General features: G+C 61.1%; 14 protein-coding genes. 11 read left to right on the forward strand and 3 right to left on the reverse strand.

What is annotated here, in order from left to right; translation table 11 throughout:
* The first annotated feature begins 39 nt into the window (after positions 1–39).
* From LY631_RS19165 to LY631_RS19190, 6 genes are all read left to right on the forward strand, one after another.
* On the forward strand, positions 40–168 hold the full coding sequence (locus LY631_RS19165) for a hypothetical protein (protein ID WP_274427204.1): 129 nt from the start codon (positions 40–42) through the stop codon (positions 166–168).
* 219 nt (positions 169–387) lie between these two features.
* Entirely contained in the window at positions 388–1,596 is a 1,209-nt protein-coding gene (locus LY631_RS19170; protein ID WP_274427205.1) for an acetyl-CoA C-acetyltransferase, read from the forward strand.
* A 15-nt stretch (positions 1,597–1,611) separates the two neighbouring features.
* Entirely contained in the window at positions 1,612–3,834 is a 2,223-nt protein-coding gene (locus LY631_RS19175) for a 3-hydroxyacyl-CoA dehydrogenase NAD-binding domain-containing protein (protein WP_274427206.1), read from the forward strand.
* Positions 3,835–3,840: 6 nt separating this feature from the next.
* Positions 3,841–4,398 (forward strand): thioesterase family protein, encoded by a 558-nt coding sequence (locus tag LY631_RS19180; protein WP_274427207.1) that lies wholly within the window; start codon positions 3,841–3,843, stop codon positions 4,396–4,398.
* A 48-nt stretch (positions 4,399–4,446) separates the two neighbouring features.
* Positions 4,447–5,097 carry a 2-hydroxychromene-2-carboxylate isomerase gene (locus tag LY631_RS19185; protein ID WP_274427208.1) on the forward strand — a complete coding sequence of 217 codons (651 nt, stop codon included), beginning with the start codon at positions 4,447–4,449 and terminating at the stop codon, positions 5,095–5,097.
* A 53-nt stretch (positions 5,098–5,150) separates the two neighbouring features.
* Positions 5,151–5,786 carry a S24 family peptidase gene (locus LY631_RS19190; protein WP_274427209.1) on the forward strand — a complete coding sequence of 212 codons (636 nt, stop codon included), beginning with the start codon at positions 5,151–5,153 and terminating at the stop codon, positions 5,784–5,786.
* Positions 5,787–5,843: 57 nt separating this feature from the next.
* On the opposite strand, the gene LY631_RS19195 is transcribed toward LY631_RS19190, so the two are convergent.
* Positions 5,844–7,502, reverse strand: coding sequence for a lysine--tRNA ligase (locus tag LY631_RS19195; RefSeq protein ID WP_274427210.1), 1,659 nt, complete (start codon positions 7,500–7,502; stop codon positions 5,844–5,846).
* Positions 7,503–7,691: 189 nt separating this feature from the next.
* On the opposite strand from LY631_RS19195, the gene LY631_RS19200 reads away from it, so the two are divergent.
* The gene (locus tag LY631_RS19200) at positions 7,692–8,123 is read left to right on the forward strand and encodes a tellurite resistance TerB family protein (protein WP_274427211.1); all 432 of its coding nucleotides are present in this window, start codon (positions 7,692–7,694) and stop codon (positions 8,121–8,123) included.
* Between the two features lie 36 nt (positions 8,124–8,159).
* Positions 8,160–9,011, forward strand: coding sequence for a sterol desaturase family protein (locus tag LY631_RS19205; protein WP_274427212.1), 852 nt, complete (start codon positions 8,160–8,162; stop codon positions 9,009–9,011).
* Here the strand turns inward: LY631_RS19205 and LY631_RS19210 are convergent.
* On the reverse strand, positions 8,988–9,767 hold the full coding sequence (locus LY631_RS19210) for a transporter substrate-binding domain-containing protein (protein ID WP_274427213.1): 780 nt from the start codon (positions 9,765–9,767) through the stop codon (positions 8,988–8,990). The genes LY631_RS19205 and LY631_RS19210 overlap by 24 nt on opposite strands.
* Positions 9,768–10,608: 841 nt before the next feature.
* On the opposite strand from LY631_RS19210, the gene LY631_RS19215 reads away from it, so the two are divergent.
* The 3 genes from LY631_RS19215 to phoU all read left to right on the forward strand — a co-directional run bounded on the left by LY631_RS19215 (position 10,609) and on the right by phoU (position 14,655).
* A complete protein-coding gene (locus LY631_RS19215; RefSeq protein WP_274427214.1) occupies positions 10,609–12,486 on the forward strand; it encodes a glycosyltransferase in 1,878 nt (625 codons plus the stop codon).
* Between the two features lie 47 nt (positions 12,487–12,533).
* Entirely contained in the window at positions 12,534–13,802 is a 1,269-nt protein-coding gene (locus LY631_RS19220; protein ID WP_274427215.1) for a sensor histidine kinase, read from the forward strand.
* Between the two features lie 118 nt (positions 13,803–13,920).
* Positions 13,921–14,655: a phosphate signaling complex protein PhoU gene (gene phoU, locus LY631_RS19225; RefSeq protein ID WP_274427216.1), complete on the forward strand. Its 735-nt coding sequence runs from the start codon at positions 13,921–13,923 to the stop codon at positions 14,653–14,655.
* Between the two features lie 71 nt (positions 14,656–14,726).
* On the opposite strand, the gene LY631_RS19230 is transcribed toward phoU, so the two are convergent.
* Positions 14,727–15,245 carry a GcrA family cell cycle regulator gene (locus LY631_RS19230; RefSeq protein WP_274427217.1) on the reverse strand — a complete coding sequence of 173 codons (519 nt, stop codon included), beginning with the start codon at positions 15,243–15,245 and terminating at the stop codon, positions 14,727–14,729.
* Positions 15,246–15,262: the final 17 nt, after the last annotated feature.

Here is a 15,262-nt window from a genome sequence, read left to right on the forward strand (position 1 = left end):
GCCGCTAAGACATCTACGGGGATACTCTTGGAAGCACGCTTGGCTGAAACCGGCTCCTATATCCCCGACCGCGAATCCCATCGTCCCAAAGGCGCCTGGAATCCCGATGCAGGAACAATCGATGATCGTGGTAAACAGCAGGTTAATTCTCTTCTCGCCGTATTGTGATGCGGGAAAATCGCATTTGACGTTTACGATCACGTAAAAAATAATTAGATCCGTAGGGCCGCAAAAATGCCGGTGAAGGACCGATTGGGTGTGGAACGCTTCCTCGAGAATGCCCGATCCGCATTTGCGGTGTGGAATGGCGATGGCACTGCCGACAGAGGCGTTCTAAAGTGCCGCCGCACGCGGGCTGAGATTCGCATTTGACCGGAGGTAACGGAAATGGCTGGAGCATATGTCTATGACGCCGTGCGTACACCGCGTGGGCGCGGGAAGAAGGACGGTGCGCTGCACGAGGTGCCGGCGGTCCGCCTGGCGGCAAAGACACTGAAAGCAGTGCGTGAGAGGAACGGCCTCGACACCGCGCTGGTTGACGACATCATATTCGGCTGCGTTGACCCCGTGGGCGAAGCAGGATCGGTGATCCCCCGCGCGGCCGCTTTCGAGGCCGGCTATGACGACACGGCGCCGGGGATGCAGATTTCCCGCTTCTGCGCCTCAGGGCTCGACGCCATCAATCTTGGGGCGGCGAAGATCACCGGCGGATCGGACCAGATCGTCATTGCCGGCGGGGTGGAATCCATGTCACGCGTCGGCATGGGCATGTCGGGCGGCGCCTGGTTCATGGATCCATCGGTGGGGCTGCCCGCCTATTTCATGCCGCAGGGCGTTTCGGCCGACCTGATCGCCACCAAGTACGGCTTCTCCCGCGACGATGTGGACGCCTATGCAGTGGAGAGCCAGAAGCGGGCGAAAAACGCCTGGGACAAGGGTTATTTCAAAAAATCCGTCATCCCCGTCGAGGACCAGAACGGGCTCACCATTCTGGACCGTGACGAGCACATGCGCCCCGAAACGGACATGCAGTCTCTGGCGTCGCTCGATCCTTCATTCGTCAAGCCGGGCGAAATGGGCGGCTTCGACGCCGTAGCCATTCAGCGCTACCCGGAGCTGGAGGCTATCGACCACGTTCACCACGCGGGCAATTCCTCCGGCATCGTCGACGGCGCGGCGGCTGTTCTGCTTGGCTCGAAGAAAGCAGGCAAGGCGCTGGGGCTGAAGCCGCGCGCGAAAATCCGCGCCTATACCAATATCGGCTCAGAGCCGGCCATCATGCTGACCGGGCCGGTGGACGTAACGAAGAAGCTTCTGACGAAGGCGAAGATGAAGCTCTCGGACATCGATTTGTTCGAGCTGAACGAGGCCTTCGCCGCGGTCGTCCTGCGCTACATCCACGCCTACGACATCGACCGCGAGAAGATCAATGTGAATGGCGGCGCCATCGCCATGGGGCATCCGCTGGGCGCGACCGGCGCCATGATCTTCGGCACGGTGCTCGATGAGATGGAGCGGCGCGATCTCAACACCGCCCTGGTCACGCTCTGCATCGGAGCCGGGATGGGCACGGCGACGATCATCGAGCGGGTATAAGGGAAGGATCACACAATGTCCGAGTACAAGAACTTCACCCTGGACACGGACGCCGCCGGAGTCGCGCTCGTCACCTGGGACATGCCGGAGCGCTCCATGAACGTCTTCACCGAAGAGGTGATGGACGAACTGGAGGCGATCATCGAACGAGTGGCCGGAGACGACAAAACTAAAGGCGCGGTCATCACCTCCGGCAAGGAAAGCTTCTCCGGCGGTGCCGATCTCACCATGTTGCAGAAGATCCTGGCGCGGTTTGAGAAGCAGAAGGCAAAGGACCGCAAGAAAGCGGTGAAGCAGCTTTTCGACGATGCCGGGCGAATGAGCTGGCTCTGGCGCAAGCTGGAAACCTCCGGCAAGCCTTGGGTTGCCGCAATCAACGGCACCTGCATGGGCGGCGCATTCGAGCTGTCGCTGGCCTGCCATGGCCGGGTGGTGGCTGATAGCGACGCGGTGAAGATGGCGCTGCCGGAAGTGAAAGTCGGCATCTTCCCCGGCGCGGGCGGAACGCAGCGCGTGCCGCGCCTGGCGAACCCACAGGACGCCTTGCAGATGATGACGACGGGCCGGAGCCTTTCGCCCGAAAAGGCGAAGGCCATGGGGCTTGTCCACGAGGTGGTGGCGCCGGGGCAACTCGTCGATGCCGCAAAAAAGATGATCAAGGACGGGCTGACATCGGTTCAGCCTTGGGACGAGAAGGGTTTCAAGCTTCCGGGCGGGCCGGTCTATTCGCCCGCGGGTGCCAATCTCTGGCCGCCGGCTATCGCTATTCTGCGACGCGAAACCTACGGCAATTACCCCGCCGCGGCGGCGATCCTGAAGAGCGTGTACGAAGGGTTGCTCGTTCCCTTTGATACGGGCCTGACGGTTGAGCAGCGCTATTTCACCGAGATCCTCCAGTCGGGCGAGGCGGCGGCGATGATCCGCTCGCTTTTCGTGTCGCTCCAGGAACTCAACAAGGGCGCGCGCCGGCCGGAAGCCGTGCCGGTCAAGAAATTCGCGAAAGTGGGCGTTCTGGGCGCCGGCTTCATGGGCGCCGGCATCGCCTATGTCATGGCCGAGGCGGGTATTCCCGTCGTGCTGATCGACCGGGATCAAGCGGCAACCGACAAGGGCAAGGCACATTCGGCCGGCCTGATGGACAAGCTCATCGAAAAGGGCCGTGCGACCAAGGCTGACAAGGAAAAGCTGCTTTCACGTATCACCGCCACCACCGATTATGCCGAACTGAAAGACGTCGACATGGTCATCGAGGCGGTATTCGAGGATTCGGACGTGAAAAAGGAGGTGATCGAGAAGGCCGAGGCGGTCCTGAAACCTTCTGCAATCTTCGCCTCGAACACCTCCACCATCCCGATCACCAATCTGGCGGAGTTCTCCAAGCGGCCGAAGAATTTCATCGGCGTTCACTTCTTCTCGCCCGTCGACAAGATGAAGCTTGTCGAGGTGATTCTGGGCAAGGACACTTCCGACAAGGCGCTGGCGGCGGCGATGGACTATGCGCGGGCTATCAAGAAGACGCCCATCATCGTCAACGACACGCGCGGCTTCTTCGTCAATCGCTGCGTCCTGCGCTACATGCAGGAAGCCTATTCCATGCTGATCGAGGGCGTGCCCCCAGCCATGATCGAAAACGCGGCGAAGATGGCCGGCATGCCGGTCGGGCCGTTGGCGCTGACGGACGAAACGGCTATCGATCTCGCCCAGAAGATCATGAAGCAGACCGTCCGCGATCTTGGAGATAAGGCGGTCGACCCGCGCCAGGTGGTGCTGATCGATACTATGGTCGACAAGTTTGGACGCCTAGGTCGCAAGAACGGCAAGGGCTTTTACGACTACCCCGCAAAGCCTGCCAAGAAGCGCCTGTGGCCCGGCCTGAAGGATCTTTATCCGCAACGGGATCCGGATGGGATCGACGTGCAGGAGTTGAAGGACAGGCTTCTCTATGCGATGGCGCTGGAGGCTGCGCGGCTGATCCAGCAAGGAGTTGTCAGCGATCCGCGCGAGGCCGATGTCGGCTCTATCCTGTCCTTCGGTTTCGCTCCGTATACGGGCGGCGTTCTCTCCTATATCGACGGTATCGGCACGGCCCGCTTCGTGGGGCATGCCAAACGCCTGCAAAGGAAGTTCGGCAAACAGTTCAAGCCGCCCAAGCTGCTCGTGGAGATGGCCGAGAGCGGAACCACCTTCTACGAACAGTTTCCGCCGACGGACGCGAGCGGAGCACGGAAGGCCGCCTGACCGCCAATGTATACCTGGCTTCGTCTCATGCGCGTGGCCGCGACGTATCGGCGTCGCGGCCGGTTTACCGCGGACAGCGAAAGCAGGCTGGCGTTTCGCTGCCTGCCCACTGACATCGACATGAATCTCCACCTCAACAATGCCCGCTACATGATGCTGGCAGACATGGGGCGGATCGACATTTTCCTGCGCAGCGGGCTGGTGACGGAATCGCGCAAACGCCGCTGGGGCCCGCTGCTCGGCGGGCTTCAGGTTGCCTATGTGCGCGAGATTCGCCTCTGGAAGCGTTTCACCCTGGTATCTACCGTGGAGACCTGGCATGAGCGGCAGATCGTCGGCCGGCATCGTTTCGTGCTCGACGACAGCCGCACGGCGGCGATCATTCTGACCACCGGCGGCGTTTATGATTTCGCCAATCGGCGCTTCGTTCCGATCGATGAAGTCATGGCCACCATCGGCATTGATGCACCTCCGCGCCCGCCGAGCGACGAGGAACAAGCTTTCATGGATTCGCATCAGGGTTTGCGCGAGATGGCGAAGAAAGCGAATGTGGGACTTTCCTAGACCGCACGAGCCCTCTACGCTGTCGGACACGCGAACAGAGGAGGTCCTATGCCCACGACAATCGACTATTACGTGACGTCCTTGTCGCCCTTTTCCTATCTCGGCCACAAGGCGTTGCGCGCCGTGGCGGAGAAGCATGGGGCAACGCTCAATGCCAAGCCCTTCAAGCTGTTCGACATTTTTGCCCATTCGGGGGCTGTCCCGCCTGGCAAGCGACCCTTGGTGCGCCAACGCTACCGCTTCGTGGAGTTGCAGCGCGTCGCTGATTACCGTGGCCTGCCGATCAACCCGAAGCCGAGTTACTGGCCGGTCGATCCGGCGCTTGCCGACCGCACGATCATCGCGGTCATCGATTCGGGGCACGATCCGCTCGACTACATGGAGCGCGTTTTCGCTGCGTTGTGGGTGAATGAGGAGGATATTGCCGATCGCGCCGTGCTTGCCGCGCATCTTCGCGAATCGGGGTTCGATTCCGAGACAATTCTGCCGGCCGCCGAAGCGCCTCAAACAGCCGAGATCTACGCCCGTAACACGCAGGATGCGATAGCGGCCGATGCGGTCGGCGCTCCCGCCTACGTTCTGAACGGGGAGGTATTTTGGGGGCAGGATCGGATCGAGTATCTCGACCACGCCTTGACGAGTGCCCGGAAGACCTTTTCCTCGGAGCGGTTTATGGACAAGGAGCGTCGGGCGGGTTAGAACCGGTATACAGGCATTTTTTCCTTATACAGTGTTCAAAGCGGAGGTGAAGGGTGCTTTCGCACGAGAAAGTCTGGGCTGCGATAGACGCGCTTGCCGCGCGGAATTCCCTCTCCGCCTCCGGGCTGGCAAAGAAAGCCGGGCTCGACTCCACTGCCTTCAATCGCTCCAAGAGATGTGCTGCCGACGGGCGCCCACGCTGGCCCTCGACCGAATCCATCGCCAAGGTGATGGAGGCGACGGGCGAGTCGCTTAGCGGCTTTGCGCATTTGGTGGACGGCGACGCGACTGCTTCTCCGCCACGCGCCAGCGTGCCGCTGATCGGCTTTGCACAGGCGGGGGCAGGCGGCTTCTTTACCGATGCCGGTTTTCCGGTCGGTCAGGGATGGGAGGAGATCGAGCTTCCGGGCCAGGTTCGCGATGGCGCCTATGCGCTGCAGGTGCAGGGCGACTCCATGCTGCCGCTTTATCGCGATGGCGACGTGCTGGTGGTGGACCCGGCCGCGAAGGTTCGCCGTGGCGACCGCGTCGTCGTAAGAACCATGGATGGCGAAGTCATGGCCAAGGTTCTGGAGCGCCAGACCACGCGGAAGATCGAGCTGCTATCGCTCAATCCCGAGCACCCGAACCGGACCTTCACCCAGGACGAAGTAGACTGGATGGCCCGGATCGTCTGGGCCACCCAATAGGCTGGTTTTCGCCGCCATTGTGCGACTGCAAGTGATTCCGCTTGCCTGCAGAACGCTCTATTGCGCCAGTTCTCCTGCCAAGGCCTTCTCGATCAGGGCGCGAGTCTCCACCACCCCGTAAAGCGCAGCAAAAGAGCCGAAGCGTGGGCCTCGTTCCTGCCCGATAAGGACCTGGTAAAGCATCTGGAAGAAGGCGACAGAGACGCCGGGCCCGCCGGTCGGGCTTTGCTTCTTGTGGTCCTGATAGCGCTCGATACCGCGCGCCACGTCGAGTGCGGCGTTCTGGATGGCTTTGCCATCCGCATCCGCGGACAGCGCGGCCAACGCATGGGAGAGTTCTTCGAGCGCTTGCCGCTCCACCTCGTCGGGCGAGCGGAAGCTCTTCGCCGGCTTCACGAAATCCTCGAAATAGCGCAGCGCGTAGCCCGTCAACCGGTCGAGTTCGGGGTGCGTCTGAGGCGTCACCCCGGGCGCATAACGGGAAATAAAACCCCAAAGCACGTCCTTTTCGTGCGCATTTGAAGCGCTGACGAGGTTGAGAAGCAGCGCGAAGGGCACCGGCAGTTCTATCTCGGGCGGGTTGCCGTCGTGGATATGCCAGACCGGATTGCCAAGCCGGGTTTTCCAGTCCTGTTTCCGGTAAGCGGAAAGGAATGAATAATACTCGTCCACCGCCTTCGGGATGACGTCGAAATAAAGCTTCTTGGCAGCCTTCGGCTTCTGGAACATGTAGAGTGAGAGGCTTTCCGTAGGCGCATAGGTCAGCCATTCATCGATGGTGAGCCCATTGCCTTTCGACTTGGAAATCTTCTGACCGGTCTCGTCCAGAAACAGCTCGTAATTGAAACCGTCGGGCGGCAGGGCGTCGAGCGCCTTGCAGATCTTCGCCGCCAGCTTGACGCTGTCGATCAGGTCCTTGCCCGACATCTCGTAGTCGACCCCAAGTGCCGCCCAGCGCATAGCCCAGTCGGGCTTCCATTGCAGCTTGGCGTGGCCACCGGTCACCGGCGTCTCGAACCGTTTGCCGCTGTCGGGGTCGCTCCAGACGATCGTGCCGGCATCGACGTTGCGTTCCTCGATTGGCACCTGCATCACGATACCGGTCTCGGGGTGGATCGGCAGGAAGGGCGAATAGCTCTGCGCACGCTCCTCGCGCAGCGACGGCAGCATAATCGCCATGACCTCGTCATAGCGCTCGAGCACCTTCAAGAGCGCCTCGTCAAAGCGGCCGGATCCGTAATACTCCGTCGAGGAGGCAAACGCGTAGTCGAACCCGAACTGATCGAGAAACGCCCTGAGGCGCGCATTGTTGGCCGCGCCGAACGACGGGTATTCGTTTGAGAACGGGTCTGGCACACGCGTCAGCGGCTTGCCGAGATGAGCCCGCAGCATGTCCGGATTGGGCACGTTGTCCGGCACCTTGCGCAGTCCGTCCATGTCGTCGGAGAAACAGATAATCTTCGTCTTAACGCGATCTTCGGTGATGACGCGGAAAGCATGGCGCACCATGGAGGTCCGCGCCACCTCGCCAAAGGTGCCGATATGCGGCAGGCCGGAGGGCCCATAGCCGGTCTCGAACACCACGGTGTCCGGGAAGTCGCGCCCCTCATAGCGTTTGACGATCTTGCGCGCCTCTTCGAACGGCCATGCCTTGCTCTCGGCGGCAACTTGCAGCACGTCGGAGGAGAGTTTGAGCGCGTTTTCAGACGTCGTCATTTTTCGCTTCCAATGGTGTCGATTTTCAGCGCCAGATGCACCGGAGAGCTTCCGAGCGACGGCTGGCGGGTAAAGATTAGGCGTGTAAGCCTGCCCGGGCGACGCGTCAATCAGGCCTCGGATTTTTCGTTGCAGCCGGCGGTGGCGGCGCCTACCCTCGATTCCAGGCAACGAAGAGGAATTAGCTGCATGACCATGAAGCCTTCGCCCCACGAAGCACTCATCTATCTGATGGTCGTCATGTCGGCTGCGGATCGCGATATGACCGACGCGGAGCTTGGCCGGATCGGCAGCGTCATCCGCACGCTTCCCGTCTTCGACGGCTTCGATGAAAACCGCATTATCGATGTGGCGAGACAGTGCCAGCAAATCCTGCAACAGGACAACGGTCCCGACCGGGTTCTTGATATCGTGCGCGACAACGTCCCTGCAGAGCTTCATGATACAGCCTATGCGCTGGCTGTCGAAGTGGCTGCGGCGGATCTTTATGTGGAGCCGGAGGAAAGGCACATGCTGCAGGTCGTGCGCAGCCGGCTGGGACTGGAGCACCTGGTGGCGGTCGCGATCGAGCGCGCCGCGCGGGCACGCCACCGCAGTCTGCCCGACTTCAAGCGGACGTGATTGGCGAAAAGCCGCTTCGGACGCGACATTAGGGGCATGGACGAATATTTACTTTCGGAGGTGGGCGCTCGCCTTCTCGCTTTCGTGACGATCTTCGTCGCCATGGCCGCCTATGAACTCTTGTCACCGCGGCTGGAGCGGGACGAAATGCTGGGTGCGCTCAAGGCCCGGCGCTGGATGACCAATCTCTCGCTTCTCATCGTTTCCTCGGCGGTTTTGCGGGTCATTTTTCCCGCCGCAGCGGTTGGCGCGGCACTTTGGGCGGAAGCAAATGGGATTGGCCTTTTCCACCAGATCGGAATCCACGGGCTGCTGGCCGGGCTTATCTCCTTTGTCCTGCTCGATCTCGCGATTTGGGGAGAACACCTCGCCAGCCACAAGATCCCGCTGCTATGGCGTATCCACCGCATACACCACGCGGACAACGGATTGGATGTCACGACCGGGTTGCGTTTCCATCCTCTGGAGATTCTCATCTCCATGGTCTGGAAAGCGGTTGTCGTGATCGCCCTGGGCGCGCCTGTGCTTGCGGTGCTTGTGTTCGAGATCGTCCTCAACGGCACATCCATGTTCAACCATGCAAATATCGACATCCCCCGGCCGCTCGACCGCCTCTTGCGGTGGTTCGTCGTCACGCCGGACATGCACCGGGTGCATCACTCCAGCATTCCGCGGGAAACCGATTCCAATTACGGCTTCAACTTCCCGTTCTGGGATCGGCTATTTCGCACCTACCGGCCTCAGCCCGGCCGCGGCCATAAGGGCGTCGAGATCGGCCTAAGCGAATATCGCGGGCTGTCCGCTGCGCGGCTGTTCTGGGCGCTGGTGCTTCCCTTCCGGCCTCATACCAAGGGGCAGGCGCGGTCAGTAAAAGCTGACGGGGAATGAGCGCAGGTAAAGCTCCGAAAAGGTGCTGCCGGTTTCAATTCTCTGCAAGGCGTAGTCAATGGCGCTGGCCAGCGCGGGCAGATCCGGGCGCACCGCAATGGCCAGACCGTGGCCCAGATACTCCGGCGCCAGATAAGGTCCGCCGGAGAATGCACAGCAATCTTCCGGTTCATCGCCGGCAAGCCAGAAAGCAAACCGCATCCCATCGCCGAAGGCTGCCGCTATCCGTTCCTGCTTCAGATCCGCGAAAAGCCACTCCTCTCGCGAATAGGTGACGACTTGAACCTCGGAAAACAGATCCCGCAGCATTTCTTCATGCGCGGTATCTGCCAGGACCCCGACGCGCTTTCCGGCCATCGGCTCGTCCATGAATGTTTCCGCCACATCGCTGCCTGTGAGAAAGCGCGCCGGAAATTGCAGGTAAGGCCGGGAGAAGAGATACTCGCCTCGGCTTTCGTCGGTGATCGCAATCCCGGCGATGATCGCCTCGCCCCCTCCGTCGTAAAGTGTATCTCGTAGTTCCTCGAACGGTAGCACCTGAATCTGGCAGCGGTCGATGATCTGGAGTTCTCGGCAGATCGCTCGCGCGAGGTCGACGTGGAAGCCAACAAGCTGGTCACGGTCGTCAAGAAAGTTGAACGGAAAGAATTCCGTTGACGTCAGGAAGCGCAGCCGGGTGAGGGTGGAAAGGTCGGGCTTTGCCCGGCTGGTTTGCGCATCGTCAAAATGCGGAATTGCGGGTTGTGCGCCCGCCAACCCGCTTGTTGCGAGAAAAAAGAGCGCTGTCAGGATTAGGGCAACCTTTGACCAGCTTGAACTATTCGGCCGGGCCGGTTTGGCCCGATTGCGGCGGGCTTCGGCGCGACCGCATTTCCAATACGGCTTTCGCCATACCCTTTGATCTTGGCCCAAACCCACTCCGGCAGAATAGTTCGAGCTGGTCGAAAATTGATCTACCCTCAAGAGATCCCCTGTTCTTTCATCATGTTTGCGCAACGGCGTAGTCTTAGAGCATCAGGTTCGAATTTGGAATTAAACCTGCTCCGGAAGATCGGTTCCAAATTTGGATCCCATGCCCTGAAGTAAAATGACCGCGACACGGGTGGTGTGCGACGAATTGCAACCAGGCATTGACGAGGCGCGTGAACTTCAACATAAATACGCGCGGACAGGGGGTCCTAAAATCTAGGAGAGGGGGCAACATGCAGACTGGATCTGTAAAGAGCCGGCAGGGGCGTTTTTGCCGCTGCCGAACGGGGGAACGTGTGTCTGGGCCACAAGGCGCTGTGCGGCCGCCCAGCCGGAAATCGGCCGTTCTCTAATCTTCTCGGGACCACAGTCCTGCTGATCGGCGCATGCTGCAACACGCATACCGTTTTCCTATCCCGCCCGCCTGACGGGTATCTCTGTAGTCTGGTTCACAATGAGTATCCATTTTTCTCCCGCTCGGAAGCGCCCGGCGAGCCCGGATAATATAAACGCATCCCTAGAAGTACCGCGCAGTTTCGGTTCCACACCGGAACGGGGCGCCAGGAAACTAGGCAGCCCTACAATCTCGCCCTCGGGCCTGGCGGAGTGGTGGCCCGTTCTCGAAACAATGAGCCTTTCCTATCGCGAGTTGTTGGCAGTGGAGCAGCGGGCGTACCTGACCGGCGTTTCCTTCCAGACCGAACTCCTGGCGTCCGGAATGGTCGACGAGGTCGAGCTGTACCGCGCACTCGCCGCGCACCTCCATCTCGGTTTTGTCGACAGGCTCGCTCCCGAGCAATTGCTCATGCGTTCGCACGAGGCTGTGGAGGCCCTGCGCCGGCCGGACGGGGTGCACACCGTCCAGGCGCTTGATGGCGCGGGAGGAACAATGGTGCTGATTGCTCCCGGGCGGATCGACCTTTTTCAGATGCGTCGGTACTTGTGGCGCTATCCCCGGCTGGCAGAACGTATGAGCATCGCGCCGCCATCGGTGCTCCGCCGCGCGGTACGGGAGCGGGCCAGGAACAGCTTGCTGCGCATTGCAAATGGTGGGTTGTTCGAGGCCTCGCCGCGCTTTTCGGCGCGCTATGTGGTCACTGCCTGGCAAGGCGTGGTCATCGGCGCGTTTGTCGCCACGCTGGGGCTGAGCCTGTTTCTGTGGACTGCACCGTCCTTGCTTATCCTGCACTGCTTTCTGTCTCTAGCGTTTTTCGCTTGTATTCTCCTGCGCCTTGTAGCCGGCGAGGCGGTCCGCAAGACGTCCGGACCGCCCCCGCTGCTCGGGGAAATCCGCGCCGAAGAGATGCCCGTCTACACGGTGCTCGTTGCGCTTTACAAAGAGGCGGAGATCGTGCCCGACCTGATAATGGCGCTGGGGCGCATTGTCTGGCCGCGCAGCAAGCTGGAAATCAAGCTCGTTTGCGAGAGCGACGATCGCGAGACGCTGAATGCTATACGATCGCAGGAGCTCCGCTCCTACATCGAGGTGATCGAAGTGCCGCCAGGGGGGCCGCGCACAAAGCCGAAGGCGCTTTCCTACGCTCTGCCGATGAGTACGGGAGAATTCGTTGTCCTGTTCGATGCGGAGGATAAGCCGCACCCGTTTCAGCTCGTCGAAGCATGGCAGCGCTTCCGGCAAAGCCCGGACGACCTTGCCTGCCTTCAGGCCCCTCTCGTCATCTCGAACCGGCACGAGAGCTGGATTTCAAACATGTTCGCCTTCGAGTATTCGGCGCTCTTCAGCGGCATTCTGCCCTGGCTGGCGCGCCGCGGCCTGATGCTCCCGCTCGGGGGCACTTCCAATCATTTCCGCCGTGCCATCCTGGAGCGCATCGGCGGATGGGACCCGTGCAACGTCACGGAGGATGCGGATCTCGGCGTCAGGCTGGCGCGGCTGGGCTACCGGACAGGAACCATCGCGTACCCGACATTCGAGGACGCGCCAACGCGCGCGCGGATCTGGCTGCCGCAGCGCACGCGCTGGTTCAAGGGCTGGGCGCAAACCTGGCTGGTGCACATGCGCGACGTGCCGCGCCTGTGGCGGGAACTCGGCCCGACTTCGTTTCTTGTCATGCAGATTCTGATCGCCGGCATGCTGATCTCCGCGCTCGCTTATCCCGTTTTCGTGCTGACGATTGCGGGGCTCGTTTCCTCCATGGCGCTCGACGGACCGCTTCCGGGCGCGCACAACGTACTTCTCGCGATCGATCTCATAAACATTGTTTTCGGCCACGGCGCTTTCCTGGCGCTTGGTTGGTGGACCCTGCCGCCCACCAAACGGCGTGGACTATGGAAGCACATGCTTATGATGCCCCCTTATTGGCTTTTGATGTCGGTGGGCGCCTGGCGCGCACTTTGGTCGCTCTACCGCCGGCCGCATCACTGGGCGAAGACACCGCATAAACCCAGCCGATCTGCGCGGGCACCGCTGGAACGCGGCATCCCTTCGCGGCCCAATCCCACCGCGCCGAAACCCCTTCACAAAGCGGTTTCGCCGCCGCGGTAGATTGATGCTATGGAAAGATTTCGAATCGCATAGCGCAGGTAATTTGCATGGTCGACGACGTGACGAGCCCTCCGCCTTCCCGGCGCGGTGTGGCGGTCGAGCGGTTGCATACCCACCGCCTCGTGCTGGCACTGGCATCCGCTGGATTCCTGGTGCTCGACCTTTATGGAGGCGGCCACGGGCTTATGGCGTTGCTTCTGATCCTTCTCCTGATTGCGTCGGCTGCGTTGCTGCCTTCAGCCGGCGGCCGCGAGAACAAGGTGCGCAGAAGCGAGGTGCAGGGGCACACCATGGCGACTCTTTCTGCGGGTCATCTCGCCGCCGCAGTCCAGGACCCGCTTTATATCTTCGATAAAAGCGGAGCAGTGCTCTACGCCAATGATGCTGCCGCGAACGCCTTCGGCGCCACCGCACCGGGCACGTCGCTTCAGCTCAAATTCCGCGCCCCGGAAATGCACGATTTCATCGAACATGTCCTTTCGGACGGGGAGGGGCCACTTTCTGTCGAATATACGGAGCGAGTGCCGCTCGAGCGGGCTTATCGCGTTTCGACCATGCCGATCGGTGAGGCGCCCGGCCTGTTCGTTCTCCTTTTCAAGGACCAGAGCGAAACCCGCCGCATCGATCGCATGCGCGCGGATTTCATTGCCAATGCCAGTCATGAGTTGAGAACCCCGCTCGCTTCCGTCGCCGGTTTCATAGAGACCTTGCGCGGACCGGCGCGTGATGACGCGAAGGCGCGTGAGAACTTTTTGCAGATCATGGAAAACCAGACCGCGCGCATGGCGCGGCTGATAGACGATCTGCTTTCGCTCTCCCGTCTCGAAATGAAGGCTTACGGCAAGCCGACCGAGCGCGTGGATCTTCACGATCTCCTCGAGGGGGTGGCGGAGTCCCTGTCGCACCAGGCCCAGGAGGCCGGCGTGACCATCGAACGCGACTTGCCCGAAGGACCGTTCGAGGTGGCGGGCAATCGCGACGAACTTGTTCAGGTTTTCGAGAATCTCCTGGAAAACGCCTGCAAATACGGCAGCTCGGGCGGGCGGGTTCTTGTTTCGGCGGCTGCGGAAGCGACCGGCGAAAAGGCGGTGACCATCACCGACTTTGGCCCGGGAATTCCCGAAGAGCATCTTCCACGCATTACCGAGCGCTTTTACCGCGTGGACGTCGAGACGAGCCGCGCCCAGAAGGGCACTGGCCTCGGCCTTTCCATCGTCAAACACATCCTCACCCGGCACGATGCCCGTCTTTCGGTGAAATCACGCCTCGGTGAAGGCTCCTCCTTCACCGTGCACTTTCCGCCGCTTTCGCGATAGCTTCCTTTTCGTGTATTACCAACGGTGGCGCAATCGAGCGCTTGGTTTCTTCCGAACGTCATCTACGTAGCCTAAAAATGACCGTGGGGGTGATTTGCACCTAGAGGATAAGGCCACCATGCAGAACGAGCACATCATGCGGACATTCGACGAGGAACTGCGCTCGCTGACCAACCAGATCGGCAGGATGGGCGGTTATGCCGAACGCATGGTGGACCAGGCGGTCGCCGCCCTGGTCAGCGGCGACACCGATTTGGCCCGTAAGGTGGTTGCCGACGATGTTTATCTTGACGAGCGGGAGCGCGAAATCGGCGAGAAGGCCGTAGTCATTATCGCGAAGCGTCAACCCATGGCGGGCGACCTGCGTGAAATCGTCGGTGCGATCCGCATTTCCGGCGACCTGGAGCGGATCGGGGATCTCGGCAAGAACATTGCAAAGCGCACCCCGGCCGTTGCTGAAACGCGCCAGGCGGCACGTCTCTTCCGCGGTGTCTCCACCTTGTCCGATCTGGCACTCACGCAGTTGAAGGACGTGCTGGACGCTTATGCTTCGCGCTCGGCCGAGAAGATCGGCCGTACGCGCGACAGCGACGAGGAGATCGATGCCGTGTATACATCGCTCTTCCGCGAGCTATTGACCTATATGATGGAAGATCCACGCAACATCACGGCGTGCACGCATTTGGTCTTTTGCGCGAAAAACCTCGAGCGTATCGGCGATCACGCCACCAACATTGCCGAAACCGTCTACCATATCATCACCGGCGAGACCATGCCGCCGGAGCGGCCGAAAGAAGACAGGAGCCACGCGGTGGTGGCGGCGCCGCCTGGCGATGACACCGGCAAAATCTAACGCATCGCAAGAAAAAAGAGGCGGCTTGCGCCGCCTCAGCTGTTTTGGTCCGCTTGTGTTTGCCCCGCCCCCTATCTGCTGCGGCGGCGCTCCGAAACCGGTTGGTATGCCAGCTTGGAGTGGTATGTGCAGTATGGGCCGGAGTCGCCCGTATCGCTGCCGCAGAAGCTGAAATCTTCCGAAAGGGGATCGCCGTTCGGCCATTTGCAGGTGCGCTCGGTGAGCTGCACGAGCTCCAGATTGCGCGAGATCGGAACGACTACGTCTTGCACCGGGCGGCGATCCTGATACACGACCGCTTCTTCCTCGAACTCCACCTTGAGAGCCGTCGCACCGACGGAGGCGGTTACGGTGCGCGTGCTGCGCGATGTCTTCTTGGCGGCGGTGCTGCCACTGCTGCCGGCCGTTGGTTTCTTTTGCCGCGGCGCGCTGCTGGTAGCCCGGCCCCGGCTCGACAATTTCAGCCGATGCACCTTGCCGATAACCGCGTTTCGGCTGACCCCGCCCAATTGTGCCGCAATCTGGCTGGCGCTCAGGCCCTCAGCCCAGAGCTTTTTCAAAAGGTCGACGCGTTCGTCTGTCCAGTTCATAGGGGCACGCTCCTGTG

Origin of the sequence: Chelativorans sp. YIM 93263 (assembly GCF_028767125.1) — a bacterium.
GTDB lineage: Bacteria > Pseudomonadota > Alphaproteobacteria > Rhizobiales > Rhizobiaceae > Chelativorans.